The organism is Paludibacterium purpuratum, from assembly GCF_004363805.1.
Classification (GTDB): domain Bacteria; phylum Pseudomonadota; class Gammaproteobacteria; order Burkholderiales; family Chromobacteriaceae; genus Paludibacterium; species Paludibacterium purpuratum.
The window spans coordinates 83,991-107,675 of record NZ_SNZP01000009.1 but is presented as its reverse complement, the minus strand read 5'-3'; the positions used below and the strand labels follow the sequence as shown (position 1 = coordinate 107,675).

The following is a 23,685-nucleotide window of genomic DNA, read 5'->3' as shown; positions in this document are numbered from 1 at the left end:
AACTGATGAAATCATCAACTTGTTTGCGAAGAAATGCCGCGTTCGGCGAACCTCGCGGCATTTCTCCCCTCCGTTTAGCGCTGGTCTTGGCTGCTGTGCGTTTCCTGGTGGGCGCGGTCTTGCGTCAGGGAAAAGGCAAAAGGATGCCGCCCGAGGATTTCGGCGGCGCGAGCGTGCTGTTGCGGGTCGGCTAGCCCGACATGCAATACGATGCCGTGCGTCTTGTCCTCGACGGCCGCCACGTCGGCTTGCAGTCCCTCGTTCTCCAAATCGGCGCGCAGCGCCTCGACGATTTCAAGCCGCTTCAACGCTGGCTTGAATATCTTGCCGACGGCAGTCAGCGGCATGGTCTCGACGATACGGATGTGTTTGGGCAATGCGGCGCGCTCGCCGATCTCGTGGCGTAGAAACGCCGTCAGCTCCTCGCTGCTCGCTTTGGCATCCGGTTTGAGTTGGACGTACGCCACAGGCAGTTCGCCCGCATGGGCGTCGGGCCGCCCCACCGCCGCCGCGAGCTGAACGGCGGGATGGCGGTGCAGGGGTTCCTCGATCACGGCGGGGTCGATATTGTGACCGCCGCGAATGATCAGTTCTTTCCTCCTGCCCGTGAGCCAAAAGTAGCCATCGGCATCGCATCGCGCCAGGTCGCCGGTATTGAGCCAGCGCCGGCCGTCGCCAAGCTCCAGCCACAATCCCTGGTTTTGTTGGGGCAAGATATAGCCGACGAAAACGTTGGGGCCGGAAATCGTCAGTACGCCGGTTTCGTCGACGGCGCAGTCGCGTTGGTAGCGCCCGGCCTCGTCCAGTACGACAGTCTTCATCGCTTGCCCCGGGAGCCGTAACCCGACCGATCCCAGCCGCCTTTCGCCATGCGGCGGGTTGACGCTGCTGATACAGGCTCCCTCGGTCAAGCCGTAGCCTTCGAGGATTCTGAGCCCCGTGCGTTCCTGGAAGGCGCGGAATACTTCGACCGGCATCGGCGCCGCACCACAGATCCCGAATTCGAGCGAATGAATGTCCTTGTCGCCAAGAGGAACGCCCAGCAGGGCTGCATACAGTGTGGGGACGCCGCTGAAGAAATTGACGCGGTGGTGTTCGACGATCTCCCAAAAGCGCGGAATCACGCCCGCGCCGCGGTAGCCTTGCGGCGTGCCCAATAGGACATGCGCGCCTTTAGAGAAGGGCAATAGCCCGGTCACCATGGCCGCATTGACGTGAAATAGCGGTAACCCGCAAAACACCGTCTTGCCCGCCCCGATGCTGTCGCCCAGCACTTGGCCGGCGCTCCAGGCATTGGCGACTTCGTTGCCGTGGCGGCGCATGGCGATCTTCGGCAAACCGGTGGTGCCGCCGGTGCAGAAAAAGGAGGAGAGGTCGTCCGCGGTGAACTGGCGTTCTGTGGCGAGCCGCGTGCCGGATTCTTTGGCGAGGCTTTGGCCAAAGTCGTGGATTTGGATCGCGGCCGGTACCGCGCCGCGCACGCCGCCACGGCCATGCAGGCGGCGTGTTTCGCGCTGTTGCAGCCAGCCGGCCAGCCACCGCTTCGGACTGCGAATCCGGTCGGCCAGGTTGACCAGTACGAGATGGCGTAACGTCTGCGCGTTGGCCAATTCGGGCTGGATCTTTGCCCACAAGTCGGTGCCGGGAAAGGGCGCCAGGGTCACTAGCACCTGGGCTTTGGCGGCATTGAGCAGCTCGACGATGGCATTGCCTTCCAGCAATGGGTTGATCGCGCAGACGATGCCGGCGGCCTCGCCGCCCCATAGCGTGAAATGGGTTTCCGGCAGATTGGGCAGCGCATAGGCGACGACGGCGTCGCGGGCGATGCCGAGGCGACTAAACAGATTGGCGCTACGCGTGATGTCGCGCACCAGTTCTCGATAAGTCCAGCATTCCGGCTTGCGGTGGCCGCCGCTTTGCAGGAAGAACGAGAGCGCGGGGGCATCGGGGTTGATCGCCGCGCCGCGCTGGATCATTTCGTAGGTACTGGTGGGCAAGTCTGCCGGCATGCCTTGCGCTTCGGCGGCGAGTACATCGGCTTGGCGAACAATTCCTTGCGTCATGTGGCCTCCTTGATGCGATTGCGTTGCACGCCGAGATCGATCTTGCCGTCCGGGCTGGCAATGCGTGCTTCCACCAGATCGCCCTGCTGCAGATATTGCGGTCGAGCGGCTTGTACTTTCATGAACATCTTCCATTTGGCCGCCTCGGGCAACAGCGCGGCAATGCGCTGCTTGGCCGGTGAGGGGATGCTGAGCGCACAGCCCGCGGGCGTGCCGGTGGCCACCAAATCGCCGGGGAACAAGTCGTGTACGCCGGACAGCTCCGTCAGCGTTTTTGCCGGCCCATGAACCAAATTGCCGGTGATGTCGCGCTGACGCGTCTGCCCGTTCACCGTTAACGTCAGCGCCAGCGAGCCGAGCATCGCCATGTCTTGCGGTTCGAGCAGGCAAAGATAGGGGCCGACCGGGCCGAAGGTGCGGTAGCTTTTTCCTTTGTAAAACTGCATCTGCGGGATTTGAACGTCGCGAGCCGAGTAGTCGTTGACGATCACGATGCCCGCGATGTACTGGTGCAGGTTGTCGGCGGTGATCGTTTGGCGCGAGAGGACGTCGCGTTTGAGCACCAGGCCCAGCTCGATCTCGTAGTCGAGAAAACGGACGTGCGCTGGGCGCAGTACGTCGGCATCGGCAGCGACGATGCAGCTGGACGCTTTGGTGAAGATCATATTGTAGTTTTTCGCGTCCGGATTCATGCCGGATTCGATCATGTGCTGGCGATAGTTTGCGCCTTGGCAGATGAACTGTTGGTTGTGTGTGACCGGCGATAGCCACTGGACTTCGGATTCGCGCAAGGTCGGCCCCTGCAGGGCCGCCAGCTGTGCGATGTCATTGTTTTGCAGAAAGTCGGCGGTCGTGGCGAAGTCGCCGGCAATGGGCGTGATGACGCCGTGGCGGATAACGCCCCATTGGGCGCGGTCTTGATGACGGAAATGCAAAATATTCAACGGCATAATGCGCCTCGAAAAAGTTGACGGGTCAGGCGTTAAGCGAACAGTTTGGCCAGCGTTCGCAGCTTGGCTAATGTGAGGTCGGGACTATGTCGCAGGCCATGCCATAGTTTGACGAGGATCGCCGGCGTGATTTTGGGCTTGGTAAAGCTGCGCGGCATCGTCTCGCCCCACTGCGCCATCGCCTCGCGGCCGGTTGGATGGATACCGGTGGGAACCGGCGCGGTGAACAGATCGCCGTCGCAGTAGTGTTCATGCTTATCGCCCCATGGGTCTTGCCAATAATCGAAGATCTGGCTGCCCAGAATATGCCGTCCGATTCCCCAGGCATGCTTCCAGCCGCGCTCGCGCAACAGGCTTTGTCCGATGCCCACGGCGTCGGCGTCGACCAACTCGTAGGCGCTATGGCTGTAGGCGGGCGCGATGCCCTGAGCGAGCGCCAGGGTGTGATGATCGGCAGGCGTGTCGCCAAGGTCGAGCCGCATGAACGCCACCGCCGGCGAACCATCCGGCAAAACTTGGACGTCGCTGGGGATGAAGCCGAAGTGTTGCGTGTACCAGGCGCACGTTTCTTGATAGTGGGCCAGTTCCAACACCACGTGTCCCAGGCGGATGATCTCGGGCGCAACGTGCGGCGGCCGTTGCGTCGCGTTGACGCGCACCGCGGCGTCGACGTTGTTGAAAGGCAGTGCGCGCCGGTGCGGCAGGCTTGCGACGGGTTCCTGGCCGAAGAGGGCGTCGACCCGAAAGCCGGAGGGGTCGGTCAGGGTGACGCGCAGGCCGCCGCCCGGCCAAGGGCTCTGTTCGATGGCCGACGCGCCGGGAAGCCGCGCCAATGCCGTCAAATCCGCCAAGTTACCGACCTGTAACCCCAAGCCGACGAAGCGTGCTTTACGCGCTTTGCGCACGACGTAGCAAAACGGGGCGTTGCCGGTTCCGCGTAGGAAGAGCGTGTTGTCGAGATAGCCAACGGTGCGCAGGCCGAAATCGGATAAAAAGCGTTCGGCCAGGTCGAGGTCAGGCCGCTCGAAGATCAAATAGGAAAGCGCGGTTGCTTTGGTTGTCGGGTTGGGATGGCGTGCGGGTTGGGCCGTGCTGAGTTTCATCGGCGGCACCTCAAAATGGCTGGGTTGATTGAATCGGAAGCGAGGACACGGCATGGTCTGTCGTGGCACCAAGCAGGGCGAGACCTTCTCGCACGATCCGGGCCGCGTTGTCGGCCGGTCCGTCGGATAACACGGTGCGGTCGGGCCGCACCAACGCAACCCAGCCGAACGGGACGGCACGCGGCAGGAAAACGCCTTCCATATCTTCCCAGCTGTCGGCGGCGGCGAGTTGCAAGCGTTGACCGCGATGCGCGATCTGAACGATTCTGCCGCCGGCGGCGGCAAAGGCTTGCGAGGTTTCTCGATCGAGCGTGGCGGCGATGTCGCTGCCGAAGCCGATCAGCGCCAAGCCTGGGCCGAGGACGTCGTCGCTGAGACGGAACGACCTGTCGGTACCGCGCACCCAGCCCTGCGGCAAAGGGGCTCCCCGGCGCAGCTTGCTGGCGGAACGGCCGGCGATGAACAGCCCTTGCCGGAAAACGTTCTTTGGCTTCATCTCCAGTTCTTCGAACCGCGCTCGCAGCGGCGGGATCCAACGGGTTGCGCGCATCAGGCCATGGACCAGCAGTGCCAGGGCGGCGTTGCGCGGCATTACCAGTTTGCCCATGAATTTGGCAAAGCCGATCATCGCCTTGGCGTGAGGACGCCGCTCCTGGTCGTAGCTATCCAAGATGTGTGGCATGGCTCGCCCTTGTATGACCCAGGCCAGTTTCCAACTGAGGTTGGCCGCATCGCGCAGTCCGGCGACCAAACCTTGCCCGACGAACGGCGGGGTGATGTGCGCCGCATCGCCTGCCAGGAATACCCGCCCCTGGCGGAAGCTGTCCACCACCCTGGCATGGAAGCGGTATACCGCCTTGCGTTCGATGCTCATCTCCTCGATGTTGCCCCAAGGCGCCAATAGCTCGCGCACCCGCTCATCGGATTCCATCTCCTGGCTGGTTTCCTCTGGACGCAGCATGAATTCCCAGCGCTGGCGGCCGCCCGGCGCGACCATGCGCGGTATCGGTCGATGAGAACAACAGTAGAATTCGACATCGTCGATCGGTTTGGGCGCATGGCGCGCGTCGATCACTAGCCAGTCTTCCGCAAAGGTTTTGCCCCGAAAGCCTTGGCCGATCAGCTTACGTACCAGCGAACCGGCGCCATCGGCCCCCACCAGATAGTCCGCTCGAACCGTATGCATGCGCCCTTGTTCCAGATCGAGCTCGGCCCACACCCCTTGATGTTCTGCCCGGACGTTTTTCAGCGTGACGCCGAGCGCGACCTGAGCGCAGGAGTAGTCGTCGAGCCGGCTGCGCAAGAGGCGTTCGAGGCTCGGTTGATGAAAGGTGACCAGCTTGGGATGACCATCCAGGCTGCCTAGGGTATTGGCACGCGCAAATTCGCCCAGTTGCGGCGAGCGCAGGCGGACGTGGCGGATGGCGATGGTTTCGAAATCCGCTTCTGCAATGCCTGCCATCTGCAGGATGCGCAAGGCTTCATTGTCCAGCGCGATGGCGCGGGGGGCGGTGAAGATGTCGTGTGCTTTGTCCACCGCCAGAACGTGTACGCCGTAGCGTGCCAGCAAGTTGGCGATCAGCGCGCCAACGGGGCCTAGTCCAACGATCAAAACGTCGACGCTGTGCGGTAACGGGGCGCGGCTGGGGGGAGGGGGCGCGTCGACGCCCCCGCCCACATGCAGATGGGTTTTCATGTTTTCTCCTTGTGTGTGCTGCATTTATTATGTTTTTGATGTTTACTTCACAACTGATGATTTTGTCAATTACGATGTCATGACCTATACTCGAGGTTCGTTGTTTTCCATTCGAGCCGACATGCCAAACCCCTCGATGCGCCGTTCAGACCCCCTTTCCGTTGCCGGCGACATCGCCGTGTCCGAAATCTCCGCTTTGGCCGACCTCCGCGAATCGCGGGCTACCCGGCGCAAGCGGGAAACCCGTACCAAGTTGTTGGAAGCCGCCCTCGCCTTGATGGCGGAGAAGGGCATGGAAGGCGTGGCCATCAACGAGATCACCGAGGCGGCAGACGTGGGGTTCGGCTCGTTCTACAACCATTTCGAATCCAAGGAAGCGATCTACGCGGCCTTGACCGCATGGGTATTCGAGGCGTTCGCCGACAGTTTGGACAGGCAGGTGAGCCATCTGGAGGATCCGGCGGAAGTCATTGCCGTGTGCACGCGCCACACGCTCTTGCGCGCACGACGCGAGCCGGTTTGGGGGCGTTTTCTGCTGCGGGAGGGATTTTCGACCATGACCGTGCGCAAGGGGCTTGGCCAACGCTTGTGGCGCGATGTTCAGAAAGGGGTGGCCGCGGGCCGTTTCTTGCCGGACGACCCTTCGATGCGTTTCATCGCGGCCGGCGGCACGGTGATGGCATCGCTTGCCGCCGAATTGCGCTGGGGCGAACTGCAGGGGCGCGAGGAGGAAAACGCGCCGCTGCAGGGGTTGCGCCGAGAGGGCATGCCGGCGCGCGCGGCGGCGGCAGTCTTGCGGATACTGGGGCTTGACGGGGCCGAGGCGGCGGAGATCGCCTCCCGGCCGCTGCCTAGCGAGCCGGGGGACGATGTGGTGGAGAATTCCGGGGCGTAGGGCCTGTCACCGCAATTCGAATCAGTCCTGGCGAAAGTCACTGACGTCGCTGAAGTGTGGCGTGCCTGGACTACCGCCGCCTTCGCGCGTCATGCCGTCCATGAAACGCAGCACGATCTGTTCGGCAAGCACGGTATTGCCGCCTTCGCCGGATAACTGACTCAACTGAATGCCTTCGGTCAGGCGCATCAGCCCCAGCGCCAGGACCTCGGGGGACGCGATGGTGCGGCGCCCCGTCGATGCGCAGAGCTTGCCGATCGCCTCCGCAACCCGCGTGGCGGCCTGTTGGTTGAAGGTGGCGAACCAGTGTCGGAAACCCTCATCGCGCGCCGCCAGCAACTTTGCTTCGGTCCAACATAATACGCACAGCCGGTTGTGCCGTAGCGTATGAAACAGCGCCAAAACCCTTTCTCGCCATGGCTCCGGCTCGGCGCCGTCGAACAGGTCGAGTTCTGCGAATGCTTCCTCGCCCAGGCGTTCCAGCAATTCCACGAACATTACGCTCTTGCTGGAAAAATGCGCATAAAACGCCCCAGGATACAGCCCGGCTTCGCGGGTGATATCGTCGATGCTCAATGCGCCGAGACCGTGCGCAGCAATCAGCTTGAGCGCGGCGTCGAGTAAGAGCAGACGTGTCTGTTCGCACAGGGCCTCGCCAGGATGTTGGTTTGGGATCATGATGAAATCGCTCTTTCAACATTATGAATAGGGTATCGTCGCCGGGGCGGAACAGGCGCCAGCGCCCAGTTCCGCCCGACGGGGATCAGTGGCCGACCGAGTTCGGATCGACTACGCGCGACGGCTTGGGCGCAAGCAAGATGGCCGCGGTCGCCAGCAGGAATACGCCTCCGATCGTCACCATGAGCCCGTTGGTCGCCAAGAGCAGGCTCTGACCGTTCACCATCATGTTGATCATCTCTCGCCCCATTTGCGCGTATCGTTGGCCGCTGTGCAACAGCGTGGCGGCCTGGCCGCTGGGATCGAGTACGTTGGTCAGTTCGGCATGGGCGATATAGCTGCGGTCCTGCCATGCGGTGGTGACCAGCGAGGTGGCGATGGCGCCGGAGATGGTGCGCACGAAGTTCATCAGACCCGCCGCCGAAGCGGTTTCCTCCTCATCCACCGAGCCCATCGCCAGGCCGGTCAACGGCACGTAATACATCGGCATGCCCACGCCCATGAAGAACAGCGGGACGCAAATCGTGAAATAGCTCATGTCCGACGTGGCCGAAGAGCGCCAGAACGTGTTGATGGCAAGCCAAAGCGTGCCGATGAAAATCAGCTTGCGCGGGTCGGTGCGGTTCGCCAGATTGGCCGCGATCGGTGAGAACACCACGGATAGCAGACCGCCCCAGGCCACGACCAAACCGGCCCAGGTGGTGTTGTAGCCCATGTTGTATTCCAGCCATTGCGGCGTGAGTACGTTCAGCCCGAAGAAGGCGCCGAACGCCAGCGCGAGCACGATCATGCAGGAGGAAAAGCCGCGATGGCGGAACACCTTCAGGTTGACGATCGGATGCTCCTCCGTCAGTTCCCAGATCAAGAAAGATAGGAAGCCGACCGCGGCGATGACCGCCAAAATGCGGATCTCGTCGGAAGCGAACCAGTCCAGATCCTTGCCTTCGTCGAGCATGATTTGCAGCGAGGCGACCCAGATGACCAGCAGCAGCATGCCGATGCGGTCGATGGGGTTGTTGACGATCGGGTCGACGTAGCGCTTGAGCAAGGTCCAGGCGATCACGGCGAAAGCCAACGCCATCGGCACGTTGATGAGGAAAACCCACGACCAGTTGTAGTTGTCGCATATCCAGCCGCCCAACACCGGGCCCACGACCGGCGCGAGCAGGGTGGTCATTGCCCACAGCCCCATGGCCTGCATCGACTGTTCCTTGGGGAATATCCGCAGCAGCAAGGTCTGCGACAGGGCCATCAGCGGGCCGCCCGCCATGCCCTGCAGCACCCGCATCAACAGCAGCATGTTCAGCGAGGTGGATACGCCGCACAAAAGCGAGAAGACGCCGAACATCGCCACCGCCAGCGTGAACAGCTTGACCGCGCCGAAGCGCGACGACAGCCAGCCGGTCAACGGTACGGTGATCGCTTCGGCGACCGCATACGACGTGATGATCCATGTTCCCTGGCTCGACCCCGCGCCCAACGCGCCGGCCATGTTGGGCACGGTCACGTTGGCGATGGTCATGTTGAGCACGGCAACGAAGTTCGCCATGGCCAGCACGATGCCCGCGATCCACAGCAGCGCGCCGCTGAGTCGGGCCGGATCGTTGGCCTGTGTCGGCGTGTTAGGCAGGGTGTGTTCCATGTCATGTCTCCCGATCAGGACTTGTTTTGCAAGTCGATGGTCGTGTTCATCGATAAGCCCACGCGCAACGGGTGCGCGGCCAGCTCTGCAGGGTCGAGGCGAATGCGCACCGGCAGGCGTTGGACCACCTTGATCCAGTTACCGGTCGCGTTCTGTGCCGGAATGAGGGCGAATGCCGAGCCGGTACCGCCGTCGAAGCCTTCCACTACGCCGTGATAGACGATGTCGCTACCGTAGAGGTCGGATGTCATCGTGGCCTTCTGGCCCGGATGAACGCCTTCCAGCTGCACTTCCTTGAAGTTGGCGTTGACGTACATGCTTTGCACCGGCACCACGGACAACAGCGGCACGGACGGCTGGACGCGCTGGCCGAGTTGAACTTCGCGGCGGGCGACCACGCCGTCCACCGGCGCGCGGATTACCGTGCGCGCGAGATCCACGCGGGTTCGGTCCAGGCGCGCCTGGGATTGGGCGATGCTGGCGTTGGCCGCATCCAGGGCGGCATGGGCGTTGTTCTCGGCATCTTTGATATGCGTGATTTCGTCGCCGGACACCGCGCCGGTGCCGGCCAGCGCTTCCCGCCGCTTCAAGTCGATGCTGGCGCGTTCGAGATCCGACTCGGCGGCGATCTTCTGTGCTTGAGCGCGCGCAAGGTCGGCCTGCGCCTGGCGCAGATTCAGCGTGGCATCGGTATTGTCCAGCGTGACCAGCACGTCGCCGCGCTTGATCTTCTGGCTGTTGACCACCTTCACATCGGCGACTTGCCCGTCGATTTGCGATGTCACTTGGGCGACTTCGGCATTGGTGTAGGCGTTGTCGGTTGACACATAGTGGGAGGCGACCAACTTCCAGTACGTGCCGTACCCGCCACCCGCCGCGGCGACCGCGACTGCGAGCAGTGCGAAAAGCTTCTTCCGCTTTTGGTTGAATGCCGCGGTGTTCGATGCCGGCGTTTGAATAGGATGATTCATGGTGTTTTCTCCTGAAAATACGTAACGGTGATTACTTTGCGGCGCTGTTCACGGCCGTGCCGTTTTGAAAGCCGCCGCCGAGGGCGCGTACCAGTTCGACGTCGAGCGTGAGCGCGCGGGCTTCCACATCGGCCAGGCTGCGTTTGGCCGAGACCAGCGCGTCTTCCGCCATCAGTACGTCGAGGTAGGTGGCGAGTTCGCCCTGATAACGCTGGTTGACGATGTCGTAGGCCGATTGCGCCGCCGCGACCGCCGTGCGGGTGGCCGCGAGTTCCGCGTCGAGCGCCTTTCTGCTGGTGGCGACGTCGGCCACCTCATGCAGGGCGTTGGTCAGCGTGGCGTCGTAATTGGCGACGGCCATCTCGTATTCGGCATGGGTACCGCGCAATTGCCCCTGGAGGCGCTCGGTATTGAAGATCGGCAAGGAAATGGCGACACCGGCGTCGCCGATATCGGAGCCCGACTTGCTGAGGTTGTTGAGGCCGAGCGATTGCACGCCCAGCAGCCCCACCAAGTTGACGCTCGGATAAAAGCCGGCCTTGGCCTGATCGATGCGTCGGGCCGCGGCTTCCGTGCGCCAGCGTGCCGCGACGATATCCGGACGGCGGCCGAGCAGATCCAGCGCCAGATTGGACGGTAACCCGGTGGCGGCGGCGATGCGTGCGGTTGGCCGGACGATGGTCAACGCGCGGTCGGGGCCGGCGCCCAGCAATGCGGCGATGGCGTTCTTTTGCAAGGCGATGCGTTCGTCGGTGACGTGTAGATTGGCTTCCGCTTCGGCTTGCCGTGCTTCGACCTGACGGACGCTGGCCAGCGTTTCCAGCGCCGAGCGGTAACGCTGTCGGAATAGCGAGACGGTTCGGGTACGTAATGTCAACGCCTCGGCGTCGGTATCGCGGACATGGTAGAGATGGGCTAATTCGGCGTAGGCCGCGGCGACGGAGGTCGACAGCAGTAGACGCGCCTGTGCGATTTCGGCTTGATCGGCCTGTTGCTCCGAGACCGCCGCGGCCAGTGCCGCGTGGTTCTTGCCCCAGAAATCCAGCTCCCAGGACATATTCAGCGAAGCGAGGCCGTAGTCGTGCCAGCCCTGCGGCAGGGCTTGGCGCGGCATCAGGTAGTTGTAGCTTTGTTTGGCGCCGTCCAGTGCCACATTGCCCGAAACCTCCGGCATGCGCGTCGCACCGGCATACTGCACCATGGCGCTCGCCGTATGGAAACGGGCCTCTGCCATGCGCAGTGTGGGCGAAGTGCTCAACGATTCGTCGATCAGTGCGTTGAGCTGCGCATCGCCGTATGCGTGCCACCAGCCGTCGCCTGGCCAGGCCGCGGCGGGGGCGGCGAACGATTGCGCGCTACCGAGTTGTTGGATGGGTTTGATGGTCGGCAATGCGCCCAGATTGGGGATCTGGGCACAGCCGCCGAGCCCGAACAGCCCCGCCAACAGCAGCGTTGCAAGTAGACGCTGGCGGCCGCGGGGATCAAGAGAATGTGTTGCTCCCATGGTTTTCTTTCCTAAGTGAACCGTACGGTACGGTTTATAATCTTGACTTCCGTTGTCTGTCAAGAGAAAATCGTACCGTACAGTACGGTTTGATGCTTTTTGCTCACAACGAGGGAGCGACGATGAAAAAGGGAAATGCAAAGCGGCAGGCGATTCTGGATACGGCGTATCGCCTGTTTTTGGCGCAGGGATACGACAATACCTCGATGTCGGAAATTACGACCCAGGTCGGTGGTTCCAAGGCGACCCTATATCACCACTTCGCCTCTAAAGAAGAACTGTTCGTCGCATGCATGACGGCCGCTATCGACCAGCATGTGGCGGGTGCCCTGGCGAGCCTGTCGACCGATCCGGACGATATGGCCATGACGTTGCGTCGATTCGGGGAAAGCTTCCTGCAGTTCGTCAGCTCAAGCGATATGGTCGCGGTGAGACGGCAAATGGTGGCTGAAGCCTCGCGCTTGGGCGTCGGCAAGTTGTTCTTCGACAAGATCCAAACCATTGGCAACGAAGTGGCTTTGTTTCTGAGCGCGTGCATGGCAAGCGGCAAGCTGCGGCGTGACGACAGCGTGTTGGCCGCCAATCATCTACGCGGCTTGTTGGAGGCGGAAATTCTCGAGCCTCTGCTGCTGCAAGCGTTGGAAACGCCCCCTGACGATGCGGAGAAAAACGGCATGGCGCAACGCGCGGTGGCCGCTTTCCTTAGAGCCTACGCGCCCGACGATAGCCGGACGTTGTTCGAGTAATGGAATCGTCTTTTATGCCACAGTCCATATCCAGACGTATGGGGCGGCCGGATGCACAAGCGGTCGAGGAGATCGGCCGGCGTATTTTGAATACCGCCACTCGTCTGTTCATCGAGCACGGTTATGCCGCCACATCGATGGAGCAGATCACCGTTGCGGCGGGGGTCAGCAAACAGACGATCTATCGGCGCTATGTGTCCAAGGAAGAGTTGTTCGCCGCGGTGATCCGCGATCTGGCCGCCGCGCAGTTGGAAGCCTCGGCCACAGGGAAGACCGATCTGCGAGACCCGCTTGCGGGGCTGCAAGAAGCTTGTTGGGCTCTCTTGCAGCTCACCGCCAGATCGGAAACCGTGGCGCTGTTTCGCATTCTGATCTCCGAGGCGGTCCGCTTTCCCGATCTGGTCGTCCGTGTCAAAAAAGCCGCGATGCAGCCCATCGAGGACGTCATGCGCTTCCTGCTCCACGCTGCCCGCGAAGCGGGGCAGGTTCGTGTAGACATCCCGGAAGAGGACATGGTCAACGCGTTGACCGGCATGAGCATGGGGTGGTTTTTCCAACAGCGGCTACTGGGTTATCCGTGTCTTGGGACGGAAACCGAGCGGCGCTATTTCTTCGATAACGCCTGGTCCGTGTTTTTGGCCGGGGCGCAGGTGTGAGGCGCTCGCTGATTAGGGTTGTTATTGCCTGTAATGTACTGTACAGTACAGTTGTGTGGTTGATCACCGTTGGCCACATGAAACGCGTAGTACGATCTCACTGCTTGAGAGCTCCACTTAGCCCGGCCGCTGGTCGGGCTTTTTTTGTCTCGTCGAGTGTGGCGTCAAGAGGGGCCCGCGTCGGCCGAATGGCCCGGGACGAACGGAACGATCCGGTTTCTTCCGCCCGTCTTGGCTTGATAGAGCGCCTGATCGGCCAGGGACAGCAAGCTGCTTTCGTCGCCGTCGGTATCGTGGGGCATCTCGATGACCCCCGCCGAAAAGGTGTAGCCAAGACCTTCCGCCACGTGGTCCAGTCGTTGTGACGCGATGAACTGGCTGATGCGGGTCAATACCTGGATAGCGTCATCGAGCGCGGTGTCCGCCATGATAATGGCGAATTCCTCGCCACCGACTCGGCCGATCATATCGGTGTTGCGCATCTGCTCGGTCAGTGTGCTGGCGAAATGACGCAGCACGGCATCGCCCGCTGGATGACCGTAATGGTCGTTGATGCGCTTGAAGTGATCCAGGTCGATCATAGCGACACAAAGCGGCTGCCGGTACCGCTGCCCGCGCGCGACCTCATGCCGCAGTTGCTGCATGAGATGGCGCCGGTTGGCGACGCCGGTCAATTCGTCGATCAGCGCCAGTTGCTCCACTTCGGCGTGCAGCCGTACCAGCTCCGCTTGCAACCACTTCTGCTCCGAGATGTCGGTGCAGATAAACATCACGCCTTTTTGTGCGGTCGATTGCTTCGTCACCAGCAGAGTGCGTCCGTCGAGAAGCGTCAGTTCGAACATATCGGAAGCGGTGGAACGGGTCCTTTGATGCGCCTCGCGTAACCAGGCTTCCAGGTTCGGTGCGTCGAGTACGCCGTGGATGCCGCGATTATGGATGTACAGCCAGGTGAACAAGGCATCGACGTGGCGGCCGATCATCATGTCCTGGGCCTCCAGGGAAAACATCGCGGCCTGTGCCTTGTTTTGGTAGAGGATCGTGTCGTTGGCGTCGATGATGGTAAAGCCGTTCTGACAAATATCGAGATAGTCGACCAAAATCTCGTTGATCGTGGACGTCATCTGGGTTGTGGACATGCGGTTCCCCCGTCTAGGCGCTGTTTTTTCTTAGAATAGCCGCAAGTGAGCTCGCTGGTGTCAACTGCGTGCTCGTGTCATGCCGGTGCGTAGCCGCCTCGCTCATGGACAACGTGGTAGAGCGTCTGTCCGCTTATGCCGCTTTTCCTTATAACGTCGATCCCATCGCCGTAAACAGTCGCGCGCTGTCCGTCAGCCGGGCGGCCTGCGCCTGCAACGTATCGATGCGGTGGCCATGGTATTGCTGTTCCGCCGCCAAGGTGTCGGGCAGCGCGGTGGCGCCAAGCTGTTCACGTCGTTGCATGTCCTGCCAGCGCTGGCGCGTGGCATCGTCGGCCTGCTGGCTGGCTTCGATCCGGGTGGCGTCTTCCTGTAAATCGGCCAGGGTGTCGGCCACGTCGCGGAAGGCATCGAGCACCGTTTGCCGGTATTGCGACAGTGCGGCTTGGTACTGGGCCAGAGCGGCATCTTTCCGTGCCAGCAGCGCGCCACCGTGAAACAGCGGTTGGCTGATCGAGCCGGCGGCGCTCCAGATCAGTCCGGCGGGGGAGGTGAAGCTCGACCAGTCGTAGCCGCCATGCCCATAGCTGGCACTCAGCGACAGCGTGGGGAACAGCTCGGCGCGGGCGGCGCCAACCTGGTTGGCGGCGGCTTCGATGGCGGCATCGGCGGCTTGGACGTCTGGCCGTTGTTTCAACAGGGCCGAGGGCACCAAAAGCGGTAGCGTGCCAGGCAAATGCAAGCTGTCGAAAGGGAGTGGCGCCGGCGCGTTGTCAGGACTGCGGCCGAGCAGGATGGCGAGCGCGTGCCGGGTGGCGGCGAGCGTGGCACGTTGGGCCGGCAGGCTGGCGGCGAAGTCGGCGGCTTGCTGCGCCGCCGCGAGCCGATCGTCTTGGGCGGCGGCGCCCAGTTGTTCGCGCTGTGCGGTCAGCGCGGCGAGGTGGTCGAGCACATCGCGCTGCGCGGTCATTTGCTCGAGCTGGGCTTGCAGCGCGGCGCACTGGATGGTCGTGGTGACGATATTGAGCGCCAGCGCGCGTTGCGCCGCCTGATATTGCCAGGCTTGTTGTTCCACTTGTTTTGCCGCAGCACGGTTGCTAAGCGTGGTGGCGCCGAGCAGATTGAAGCGCCAATCGACGTTGAGCGTGGCGCTGGTGATGCTGTCCTGATAGGTCTTGGGCAGCATGCCGGGCAAGCTGAGCGTTCGTTGCCGTACCTGGCTCATGCCGATGTCGGCGCTGGGCAATTCGCTGCCGCCGATTTGGGCGCGCAGGCTGGCACGGGCTGCATCCAGCGTATGCCGGGTGGCCTCCAACGAGGCGTTGTGGGCTAGTCCTTCCGTTACCAGGGCGTCGAGGTCGGCCGAATGGTAGCGCTGCCACCAGGCGGCGGGCGCGCTGGTGTCGGTCAGTTGCTGGCGTATGCCATCGGCTGCGGGGAGCGCGTCGCCGGTGCTGCTGTAATGTGCCGGAGAGGGGAGCGCGGGACGGTCGTCGGGCACCAATAGCGCGCAACCGGCCATGAACGGCAGCGTCAAAAGCGTCAGGCGGGAACGGGGCGTCATAGGGCCTCCTTATCGATGGCGGGCGTTGTCGGCTGGATGTGGAACCAGGCGGCATACAGCGCCGGTAGGAAAAACAAGGTCAGGATGGTGGCGATGGTGATGCCGCCCATCAGCGCGGTGGCCATCGGGCTGAAGAAGGTGCTGCGCAATAGCGGGATCAGTGCCAGCACGGCCGCGGCGGCGGTCAGGCAGATGGGGCGGAAACGGCGCACGGTGGCGTCCTCCACCGCGTTGAACGGTGTGGCGCCGTCGCGGATGTCTTGATCTATCTGGTCGATCAAAATCACCGAGTTGCGCATGATGATGCCCGCCATGGCGATGATGCCGAGAATGGCGACAAAGCCAAGCGGCACGTTGAACAGCAACAGCACCGGCACCACGCCGATCAAGCCGAGCGGGGCGGTCAACAGCACCATCAGTACGCGGTCGAAGCGCCGTAGTTGAATCATCAGCAGCAGAAAAATGGCGATCAGCATGATCGGCGCTTGCTCGGCGATCGAGGCATTGGCCTTGTTGCTGTTCTCGACCGCGCCGCCGATATCGATGCGGTAGCCGTCCGGCAGCGCGCGGCGCAGGCCGGCAAGCTGTTGGTCGAGCTTGTTGGTCACGTCGATGCTTTGCGTACCGGATCGCAGATCGCTGCGCACGGTGATGGTGGGCTGACGGTCGCGTTCGAGAATCACGCCGTGCTCCAACGTGTAGCTGAAGTGACCGAGCGCCGAGAGCGGGATGGTCTTGCCGGATGGCGTGGGCATGGCGAGCAGTGCGAGTTGTGCCGGATCGGTCCGCTCATTGCTCGGGGCGCGCAGATCGATGCCGATCAGCTTGTCGCGTTCGCGTAGTTGGTCCACCGTCATGCCGGAAAGCGTCATCTGCAGGAAGTCGGCCACATCGCTGCTGCTGACGTTCAGCGAGCGAGCCTTGTTCTGATCGACCAGAAAACGGATAGAGCGCGAAGCGGGCTCCGTCCAATCCAATTGGACGCCGACCGTGTCAGGGTTCTGACGGAACACGTTGGCGACTTGATCGGCCAGACGATGCACCTGGGCGATGTCGGGTCCGCTGACCCGGAACTGTACCGGGTAGCCGACTGGCGGACCGTTCTCCAACTGGCTGATGCGTGTGCGCAGGGTGGGGAAATCCTGTGCCATGACGGTTTGCAGTTTGCTGGCCAATTGGTCGCGCTCCGGCAGCGACTTGGCGGTGATCAAGAATTGCGCCAGGTTGGGCGCGGCAAGCTGTTGGTCTAGCGGTAGATAAAACCGCGGTGCACCGCTGCCGACAAAGTCGACGTAATGATCGATGCCGGGCATCCGGTCGAGCCGTTGCTCCAGTCGCTGGCTTTCGCGTAGCGTGGCGGCCAACGATGCGCTCTCCGGCAGCGTCAGGTTGACCAGCAGTTCCGGCCGTTCCGAGCTGGGGAAGAACTGCTGGTGAACCAGCGGTACGAGCGCGATCGCGCCGGCAAACAAACCGAGTGTCATCAAGATGACGCGGCGGCGACGGGTGATGCTCGCGCGAATCCATTGCCGCAGCCGGTGGTAGAACGGAGTGTCGTATGGATTGCCGTGTGTAGGCGTGGCGGCGGTCTTCGGCGTGGGCAGCAAGTGATAGCCCAACAGGGGAATGACGATGACGGCGGCGAGCCATGAGAGCGTTAGCGCGATGGCGGACACCTGAAAGATCGAGCGGGTGTATTCGCCGGTATCCGAGCGTGCTAGCGCGATCGGTAGAAAGCCGGAGACGGTTACCAGCGTGCCGGTCAGCATCGGAAAAGCCGTGCTGGTATAGGCGAAGGCGGCGGCTTTGAACCGCGAGAGACCGTGCTCGAGCTGAACGGCCATCATTTCGATGGCGATGATGGCATCGTCGACCAGCAAGCCCAACGCCAAAATCAGTGTGCCAAGCGAGACCTTGTTGAGGCCGATGTCGAAAAAATGCATGGTCATCGCCGTGCCGGCCAGCACCAGCGGAATGGATACCACCACGACGAGCCCGGTGCGCAGCCCCAGGCTGAAGAGACTGACGGCGAGTACGATGGCCACGGCCTCGGCCACGGCTTCGACGAAGTCGTCCACCGCGCGCGACACGGTATCGGGCATGCTGGCCACTTCGGAGAGCGTCAAACCCGCGGGCAGGGCGGCATGCCAGTCGCGTTCGTGTTCCTTGAGGGCATGTCCCAAGTCGATCACGTTGCCGCCAGGTTGCATGCTGATGCCGATGCCGAGCACATTGGCGCCGCGATAGCGCATCAGCGGGTCGGCGGGATCGACGTAGCCCCGCTGGATGTGGGCGATATCGCCCAGGCGGATGGTATGACCGTTGATGCGCAGCATCAGACTGGCCAGCGCGTCGACGTCGGTGATCGCCCCGTCCGGGTGCAGGTAGAGACGGTCGGTGCCGGTGACCACATCGCCGGCGCCGCGCATCGCATTCTGCCCACGGATGGCCTCGGCGATTTGCGATGGCGAGATACCCAGGTTGGCCAGCCGGGCGTTGCTGATCTCCACGGTGATGCGCTGGGTCTGGTCGCCAATGAGATCGACCTTGCCCACGCCAGGCACACGCAGCATCTCGCTACGCAGCCGCTCGGCGTAATCGTGCAGCTCGGCATAGCCGAAGCCGTCGCCCTTGAGCACATAGATATTGGTGTAGACGTCGCCGAACTCGTCATTGAAAAACGGTCCCTGCACACCTTGCGGGAACGTGTATTGGATGTCTGAGGTTTTTTTGCGTACCTGGTACCAGGCATCTTTTACCTGTTGCGCGTCGACGGTCTGTTTGAGGTTGACGAAGACCATCGACTCGCCCGGGTGCGAGATGCTGTTGATGTAGTCGAGATTGGGCGTTTCCTGCAGCTTCCTGGCGATGCGGTCGGTCACTTGCTGCTGCACATCGCGCGCGCTGGCGCCCGGCCAGAGCGTTCGCACCACCATCACCTTGAAGGTAAAGGGCGGATCTTCGGCTTGCGACAGCTTGCCATACGACAGCACACCGAATAACGCCACCAGCAACATGATGGCGATGACCAATTGCTGGTGTTCCAGCGCCCATTCCGACAGATTGAAGCGGCCCGTGTCTTGACGTGGCGCGCTCACGAAGCGGTTCCTTCCGCGCCAATCGGCGCGATGGGCTGGATTCTTTCCCCCGCGTACACGTTGTTCACCCCGGCGGCCACGATGCGTTCGCCCGGGGCCAAGCCGCCGGCGATTCTGACGTGCTCGGCCTCATAACCTTGCACGCGCACCGGACGCAGGCTCAGGCTGTTGTTGCCCGGGGCCACCACCCATACCGCGGGTTGATTGCCTTGATGGAACAAGGCGCTCGCCGGGATGCTGAGTGATGTGCCGCCTGGTTGCGGGCGCGCTACGCTGACGATGCCGGTCAGGCCCAGCGGCAGCCCGCCGGCTGGCTGAACGAGTGTCAGCTTGACGCGGAAACTGCCGCTTTGCGCGTCTTCCACCTGCGCTTTTTCGCGCAGGCGCGCCGTAAGTACCTGATCGGCCATGCCGGGTAGCCGCACTTGTGCCTGCTGGCCAATTTGTAGTGTCGCCACATCGGCTGCCGGCACATCGATCACCGCGTCGCGGTCGCCATCCCAAGCGAGCCGGTAGACCGGTTGTCCCGCGGCGAGCACCGCGCCGGTGTCGGCATATTCGGCGCTGATGATGCCATCGTGATCGGCACGTAATACCTGGTAATTCAGTGCGTCTTGCGCCTGCCGCAGCTGGCTCGCGGCCTGTTCGCGTCCTGCGCTGGCCGCCGCCATGTTGTCCTGGCTTTGCTCGAGCTGGGCTCGCGCAATCAGCTTGAGTTGCGCCTGCGCCAGGTCGCGCTCGATTTGTTGACGGGCAAAGGTTAGGCGGTGGTCTGCCGCCGCCAGCGCCGCGCGCGCGGCGTCGAGCTGTGCGGCCGCATCGGCCGGGTCCAAGCGTGCGAGCACCTGCCCGGCGCGTACATGGTCGCCCAGATGCGCTTGGCGATCGAGCAACTTGCCGGCCACTCGGAAGGCCATGTCGTTGGCAAATCGGCTGTCGATCCGTGCCGGGTATTGCCACCGACTGACTGCCTGGTCGGCTTGAATGGCGACCACCACCGCGCGGGGGCGGGTAGGGGCGGTGGGCGCTTCGCGTTGACAGGCCGTCAGCCCGACGGCTGCCAGCGCGAATAAGGTGGAAGGCAGCCGTGGCCAACCGCGGCGGAAGTCGCTGTGCATGATGAGGCAATCCTCTTTTGAATTCATTTGCGCATACTAATTCAAATATGAATTCAAATACAAGATTGAATCTTAGATGATTGTGTTGTGTGTTATGATTTTTCCATGAACCGTATGCGACTCACCCGCGCGGAAAGCCGGGAGCAAACACGCCAGCATCTATTGGATGCCGCGTTGAAATTGATTGCCGAGAAGAGCCTGGCGGCGGCAAGCGTCGAGGACATCGCCAGCGAGGCGGGGTATACGCGCGGCGCCTTCTACTCGAATTTTTCCAGCAAGAACGAGCTATTTCTGGATTTGCTCCAACGGCTGCACGAAAAGGAAAAGCAGGATTTCGATGCGCTCTACAGCAGCGGCACCGATCTGGAAATCGTCCGTGCCCGTACCTTGGCGCTGTTTTCCACGGTGCATCGCAACCGCAACTGTGCGATTTGCTGGGGGGAGGCGCGCTTACTGGCCGCGCGCGATGCCGAATTCGCCGAACGCTTCAATGCCTTCACCCAGGAAATCCATCAGCTCTTGGCTGGCTACATCCTGCATTTCTGCCAGTTGGCCGGGCAGGTGCCGCAAGTGCCGGTGGAACTGGCGGCCATCAGCTTGACCGGCTTTATGGAAGGCATTCAGCTATTGCAATTGTCGCGGGAAGATCAGGACGACGCGCTCATCTCGCAAGCCCTGACGACACATATGGAGAATGTCATGAGGATGGTGCTGGGCGGGGCAAGCCCTGTCCGCTTGCCGGAACCCCGGGGCTAGGGCGCCCTCTATAAGAAGCGAAACCCGCGCGGTTCACGGCCGCGCGGGTTTTTTGTAGGTTGCGGGAAAAGGTCAGGCCGCGCCGATGCGCGACGATACTTTCCATAGATCGACGTCGCCGTCTTGCGCGTAGCGGTCGATTTCGGCCAGCTCCTCGCCGGTGAAGGCCAGCTGTTTGACCGCGTCGAGCGAGTCGTCCAACTGCTCGACAGTACGCGCGCCGATGAGCACCGAGGTGACGCGCGCGTCGCGCAGCGCCCAGGCGATGGCCATCTGTGCCAGCGTCTGTCCGCGCCGTTGGGCGATGGCATTGAGCGCGCGGATGCGTTCGAGGTTGGCTGCGCTCAGCATCTGCGGCTTCAACGAGCCGTGCCGGCTCGCGCGTGCGTCCGCGGGCGTCTCGCCCAAGTATTTCGCGGAGAGTAGTCCCTGCGCCAACGGCGAAAAAGCGATACAGCCGACGCCGAGCTCGTCGAGTGTCTGCAACAGTCCCTGTTCGATGCCGCGGTTGAGCATCGAGTAGTTGGGTTGGTGGATGAACAGCGGCACGCGTTCTGCCGCCAAAATGGCGGCCGCCTGGCGCGTCAAGTCGGGCGAATACGACGAGATGCCGACATAGAGCGCCTTGCCCTGGCGATGCAGTTGCGCCAGCGCGCCCATGGTTTCCTCCAGCGGCGTATCGGGATCGACCCGGTGAGAGTAGAAGATGTCGACGTAGTCGAGCTTCATCCGTCGCAGGCTTTGCTCGCAGCTGGCGATCAGGTATTTGCGCGTGCCGTTGGGACCGCCGTACGGGCCGGGCCACATTTCCCAGCCGGCCTTGGTCGAAATCACCAGCTCGTCGCGATAGGGCCGGAAATCCTGGTCGAGCCAGCGGCCGAAGTTTTCCTCGGCCGAACCGGGCGGCGGACCGTAATTGTTGGCCAGGTCGAAATGGGTGACGCCGCGGTCGAAGGCGCGGCGCAACATCGCCCGCCCGGTCTCGAAAACGTCCACGCCGCCAAAATTTTGCCACAGCCCGAGCGAAACGGCGGGCAGCACCATTCCACTCTGCCCGACGCGTCGATAGGGCATGCCGCCGTCGTAGCGTGTCGAATCAGCCTGATACTGCATGATGAGGGTTTTCTCCATATCGGTAAGGCTGCCGGCTATCGCGGCCGACGCGCGCGTGATGCGAGCAACAGTCTATGACTGCCGCTTTCGCCGTGGGGATTTATTTGCAAAATAGTGTGAGCGCTGCCAGCTGGCGGGGCGCTGGGGCACCCCATGTGGCACAGTATGCGTTTGAGCGATATGGCGCTGTGCACGCCTGAGCCGGCTTGAAACTCGAAGACTGAAGGCCGCCGCTCCTACGGCCGCTCTTAATTGCCTTGCGCGATTAACCTAAAAAAAACGCCGAAAATAGATTTCGGCGTTTTTTCTACTTGCTGACAAACCCCTTATGCCTTCCGCGGGGTGCCTTCGGCGTGCGATACCACGGCGTCGATCTGGATCAGCGCATCCTTCGGCAAAGCCGATACGCCCACGGTGCGGCGAGCCGGCGCATTGCCCGGGAAGAAGGTGGCGTAGATTTCGTCGACGGCGGCCATGTCTTCGATGTTCTTCACGAACACGTTGACCTTGACCACATCGGCCATCTTGTGGTCGATGCTTTCAACGATGGCCTTGATGTTCTTCAGGCACTGTGCGGCTTGTTCTTTCACGCCGCCGGCAACCATGGCGCCGGTCGCCGGATCCACCGGCAGTTGTGCCGAGAGGTGGTTGTAGTGGGAGAAGGCGACGGTCTGGGTCGACAGGGCGCACTTCGGTGCCTTGTCGGTGTTGTTGGCCCAGATGACGAGACCGTGGCGGTCTTCGACGGCTTGCGGCGGGGTGCCGTCGCCGTGCGAGATAACGGCTTCGATTTGGACCAAAGCATCCATCGGCAGGCCGGCAACTTCGACTGCGGTGCGTGCCGGTACGTAGGCGACGGCGCGGGCGATGGCCGAGTCCGGGAAGAAGGTCGTATAAACTTCATTGACTGCGTCCAGATCGGACAGGTTCTTCAGGAAGACGTTGATCTTGACGATGTCGTCGAACGGCACGTCGATGCCTTCCAGAATGGCCTTGACGTTCTTCAGGCACTGCTTGGCTTGTTCCTTGACGCCGCCGGCGACCAGCTTGCCGGTTTTCGGGTCGATCGGCAGTTGAGCCGACAGGTTGTTGTAGTGCGAGAACGCGACGGAATGCGTCGACAGCGGGCTTTGCGGCGCGGTTTCCACGTTCTTGGCAACCTTGACCAAGTCGCCGGCTTGCGGTGCATTGGGGATGGTGCCTTCGCCGTTGGAAATCAGCGCGTCCACTTGTACCAAAGCATTCATCGGCAACGCTGCAACCGCAACGGTCGTCAGGGTCGGCACATAGCTTTGGAAGAAGGTTTTATAAACGGCGGTAACAGCGTCGAGGTCGGCGATGTTTTTAACGAAGATGGTGATTCGAACGACATCGTCCATCACATGGTCGATGCTTTCGATGACGGCCTTGATATTCTTGAAGCACTGTTCGGCTTGTTCTTTTACACCGCCAGCGACCAATGCGCCGGTTTTCGGATCGATCGGCAATTGAGCCGACAGATTATTGTAATGGGAGAAAGCAACGGTTTGCGAATAAGGGCCGATGTTTTTCGGAGCGTTTTCGGTATTTCTCGGCAATACAGCGTTAAAGCCAGTCATAATTTTACTCACCTGTATGGGTTGGATTCAGTGGGTTTCGTGGCTGGCACGTGTTCCACTTCGCTAGCGACAGTTACAGCTGTTCTATCCGGGCGGCGGCCCCAGGGCCCGCGCTGGCGCAGGCCGGTAAACGCCCGGTGGAGGGTACTTCAATGGATCGGATGCAAGTCTATCTAGGCGATTTACAGAAAAACACCATCAATAAAAAATTCCAGGTGAGTAACACTGCGCCGTTACTGCCTCTACGTATTCATCATTTCTCAAATTTGCATAAAAACGGCGCCTTTAGAGCCGGTAATATGTCTCTGAAATATTATTGGGTTGATTAAACCGTAAAAATGAAGTGGTAGTTTGGCAAATATTGGGCAAGTGATACCGGAAAAGCAGAAAGCCAAGGT

The 23,685-nt window shown here is 61.9% G+C and carries 18 protein-coding genes; 4 read left to right on the top strand and 14 right to left on the bottom strand.

Annotated elements, in window-relative coordinates; translation table 11 throughout:
* Positions 1–74: 74 nt before the first annotated feature.
* The 4 genes from DFP86_RS12080 to DFP86_RS12065 are packed head-to-tail and all read right to left on the bottom strand — an operon-like array spanning position 75 to position 5,812.
* A complete protein-coding gene (locus DFP86_RS12080) occupies positions 75–2,063 on the bottom strand; it encodes an acyl-CoA synthetase (protein WP_133681558.1) in 1,989 nt (662 codons plus the stop codon).
* Complete coding sequence (locus DFP86_RS12075) at positions 2,060–3,013, bottom strand: fumarylacetoacetate hydrolase family protein (RefSeq protein WP_133681556.1); 954 nt, start codon at positions 3,011–3,013, stop codon at positions 2,060–2,062. The genes DFP86_RS12080 and DFP86_RS12075 overlap by 4 nt, the downstream gene beginning before the upstream one ends.
* A 32-nt stretch (positions 3,014–3,045) precedes the next feature.
* A complete protein-coding gene (locus tag DFP86_RS12070; RefSeq protein WP_133681554.1) occupies positions 3,046–4,116 on the bottom strand; it encodes a VOC family protein in 1,071 nt (356 codons plus the stop codon).
* A gap of 10 nt (positions 4,117–4,126) precedes the next feature.
* Positions 4,127–5,812, bottom strand: coding sequence for a bifunctional 3-(3-hydroxy-phenyl)propionate/3-hydroxycinnamic acid hydroxylase (locus tag DFP86_RS12065; protein WP_133681552.1), 1,686 nt, complete (start codon positions 5,810–5,812; stop codon positions 4,127–4,129).
* Between the two features lie 121 nt (positions 5,813–5,933).
* On the opposite strand from DFP86_RS12065, the gene DFP86_RS12060 reads away from it, so the two are divergent.
* The gene (locus DFP86_RS12060; RefSeq protein ID WP_133681550.1) at positions 5,934–6,707 is read left to right on the top strand and encodes a TetR/AcrR family transcriptional regulator; all 774 of its coding nucleotides are present in this window, start codon (positions 5,934–5,936) and stop codon (positions 6,705–6,707) included.
* A gap of 21 nt (positions 6,708–6,728) precedes the next feature.
* Here DFP86_RS12060 and DFP86_RS12055 read toward each other — a convergent pair whose 3' ends face one another.
* From DFP86_RS12055 to DFP86_RS12040, 4 genes are all read right to left on the bottom strand, one after another.
* A complete protein-coding gene (locus tag DFP86_RS12055; protein ID WP_133681547.1) occupies positions 6,729–7,385 on the bottom strand; it encodes a TetR/AcrR family transcriptional regulator in 657 nt (218 codons plus the stop codon).
* 85 nt (positions 7,386–7,470) lie between these two features.
* Entirely contained in the window at positions 7,471–9,027 is a 1,557-nt protein-coding gene (locus DFP86_RS12050; RefSeq protein ID WP_133681545.1) for a DHA2 family efflux MFS transporter permease subunit, read from the bottom strand.
* Positions 9,028–9,041: 14 nt separating this feature from the next.
* Positions 9,042–9,998, bottom strand: coding sequence for an efflux RND transporter periplasmic adaptor subunit (locus tag DFP86_RS12045; protein ID WP_133681543.1), 957 nt, complete (start codon positions 9,996–9,998; stop codon positions 9,042–9,044).
* A gap of 31 nt (positions 9,999–10,029) precedes the next feature.
* Positions 10,030–11,502 (bottom strand): efflux transporter outer membrane subunit, encoded by a 1,473-nt coding sequence (locus tag DFP86_RS12040; RefSeq protein ID WP_133681541.1) that lies wholly within the window; start codon positions 11,500–11,502, stop codon positions 10,030–10,032.
* Positions 11,503–11,624: 122 nt separating this feature from the next.
* On the opposite strand from DFP86_RS12040, the gene DFP86_RS12035 reads away from it, so the two are divergent.
* The gene (locus DFP86_RS12035; protein ID WP_166642252.1) at positions 11,625–12,248 is read left to right on the top strand and encodes a TetR/AcrR family transcriptional regulator; all 624 of its coding nucleotides are present in this window, start codon (positions 11,625–11,627) and stop codon (positions 12,246–12,248) included.
* Positions 12,249–12,262: 14 nt separating this feature from the next.
* Complete coding sequence (locus tag DFP86_RS12030) at positions 12,263–12,904, top strand: TetR/AcrR family transcriptional regulator (protein WP_166642251.1); 642 nt, start codon at positions 12,263–12,265, stop codon at positions 12,902–12,904.
* Positions 12,905–13,068: 164 nt separating this feature from the next.
* Here the strand turns inward: DFP86_RS12030 and DFP86_RS12025 are convergent, their stop codons facing one another.
* The 4 genes from DFP86_RS12025 to DFP86_RS12010 form a co-directional block, all read right to left on the bottom strand.
* Positions 13,069–14,040, bottom strand: coding sequence for a GGDEF domain-containing protein (locus DFP86_RS12025; protein WP_133681534.1), 972 nt, complete (start codon positions 14,038–14,040; stop codon positions 13,069–13,071).
* A gap of 148 nt (positions 14,041–14,188) precedes the next feature.
* Positions 14,189–15,604: an efflux transporter outer membrane subunit gene (locus DFP86_RS12020; protein WP_133681532.1), complete on the bottom strand. Its 1,416-nt coding sequence runs from the start codon at positions 15,602–15,604 to the stop codon at positions 14,189–14,191.
* Complete coding sequence (locus DFP86_RS12015) at positions 15,601–18,702, bottom strand: efflux RND transporter permease subunit (protein WP_133681530.1); 3,102 nt, start codon at positions 18,700–18,702, stop codon at positions 15,601–15,603. Before DFP86_RS12015 ends, DFP86_RS12020 begins: the two co-directional genes overlap by 4 nt.
* On the bottom strand, positions 18,699–19,820 hold the full coding sequence (locus DFP86_RS12010; RefSeq protein ID WP_166642250.1) for an efflux RND transporter periplasmic adaptor subunit: 1,122 nt from the start codon (positions 19,818–19,820) through the stop codon (positions 18,699–18,701). Before DFP86_RS12010 ends, DFP86_RS12015 begins: the two co-directional genes overlap by 4 nt.
* A gap of 105 nt (positions 19,821–19,925) precedes the next feature.
* Between DFP86_RS12010 and DFP86_RS12005 the strand changes: the two genes are divergently transcribed.
* The gene (locus DFP86_RS12005; protein ID WP_133681526.1) at positions 19,926–20,576 is read left to right on the top strand and encodes a TetR/AcrR family transcriptional regulator; all 651 of its coding nucleotides are present in this window, start codon (positions 19,926–19,928) and stop codon (positions 20,574–20,576) included.
* 72 nt (positions 20,577–20,648) lie between these two features.
* Here the strand turns inward: DFP86_RS12005 and mgrA are convergent, their stop codons facing one another.
* Entirely contained in the window at positions 20,649–21,689 is a 1,041-nt protein-coding gene (gene mgrA / locus DFP86_RS12000; RefSeq protein WP_133681524.1) for an L-glyceraldehyde 3-phosphate reductase, read from the bottom strand.
* 326 nt (positions 21,690–22,015) lie between these two features.
* Positions 22,016–23,287, bottom strand: a complete 1,272-nt coding sequence (locus DFP86_RS11995; protein ID WP_133681522.1) for a Rid family detoxifying hydrolase — start codon at positions 23,285–23,287, stop codon at positions 22,016–22,018.
* Between the last annotated feature and the right edge of the window lie 398 nt (positions 23,288–23,685).

What these genes read in the sequence shown, in the direction of transcription:
- DFP86_RS12020 (WP_133681532.1), bottom strand. Translation starts at nt 15,604, where the DNA reads ATGACGCCCCGTTCCCGCCTGACGCTTTTGACGCTGCCGTTCATGGCC.
- DFP86_RS12070 (WP_133681554.1), bottom strand. Translation starts at nt 4,116, where the DNA reads ATGAAACTCAGCACGGCCCAACCCGCACGCCATCCCAACCCGACAACC.
- DFP86_RS12040 (WP_133681541.1), bottom strand. Translation starts at nt 11,502, where the DNA reads ATGGGAGCAACACATTCTCTTGATCCCCGCGGCCGCCAGCGTCTACTT.
- DFP86_RS12025 (WP_133681534.1), bottom strand. Translation starts at nt 14,040, where the DNA reads ATGTCCACAACCCAGATGACGTCCACGATCAACGAGATTTTGGTCGAC.
- DFP86_RS12060 (WP_133681550.1), top strand. Translation starts at nt 5,934, where the DNA reads ATGCCAAACCCCTCGATGCGCCGTTCAGACCCCCTTTCCGTTGCCGGC.
- DFP86_RS12035 (WP_166642252.1), top strand. Translation starts at nt 11,625, where the DNA reads ATGAAAAAGGGAAATGCAAAGCGGCAGGCGATTCTGGATACGGCGTAT.
- DFP86_RS12005 (WP_133681526.1), top strand. Translation starts at nt 19,926, where the DNA reads ATGAACCGTATGCGACTCACCCGCGCGGAAAGCCGGGAGCAAACACGC.
- DFP86_RS12080 (WP_133681558.1), bottom strand. Translation starts at nt 2,063, where the DNA reads ATGACGCAAGGAATTGTTCGCCAAGCCGATGTACTCGCCGCCGAAGCG.
- DFP86_RS12050 (WP_133681545.1), bottom strand. Translation starts at nt 9,027, where the DNA reads ATGGAACACACCCTGCCTAACACGCCGACACAGGCCAACGATCCGGCC.
- DFP86_RS12055 (WP_133681547.1), bottom strand. Translation starts at nt 7,385, where the DNA reads ATGATCCCAAACCAACATCCTGGCGAGGCCCTGTGCGAACAGACACGT.
- DFP86_RS11995 (WP_133681522.1), bottom strand. Translation starts at nt 23,287, where the DNA reads ATGACTGGCTTTAACGCTGTATTGCCGAGAAATACCGAAAACGCTCCG.
- DFP86_RS12045 (WP_133681543.1), bottom strand. Translation starts at nt 9,998, where the DNA reads ATGAATCATCCTATTCAAACGCCGGCATCGAACACCGCGGCATTCAAC.
- DFP86_RS12010 (WP_166642250.1), bottom strand. Translation starts at nt 19,820, where the DNA reads ATGCACAGCGACTTCCGCCGCGGTTGGCCACGGCTGCCTTCCACCTTA.
- DFP86_RS12030 (WP_166642251.1), top strand. Translation starts at nt 12,263, where the DNA reads ATGCCACAGTCCATATCCAGACGTATGGGGCGGCCGGATGCACAAGCG.
- mgrA (WP_133681524.1), bottom strand. Translation starts at nt 21,689, where the DNA reads ATGCAGTATCAGGCTGATTCGACACGCTACGACGGCGGCATGCCCTAT.
- DFP86_RS12065 (WP_133681552.1), bottom strand. Translation starts at nt 5,812, where the DNA reads ATGAAAACCCATCTGCATGTGGGCGGGGGCGTCGACGCGCCCCCTCCC.
- DFP86_RS12075 (WP_133681556.1), bottom strand. Translation starts at nt 3,013, where the DNA reads ATGCCGTTGAATATTTTGCATTTCCGTCATCAAGACCGCGCCCAATGG.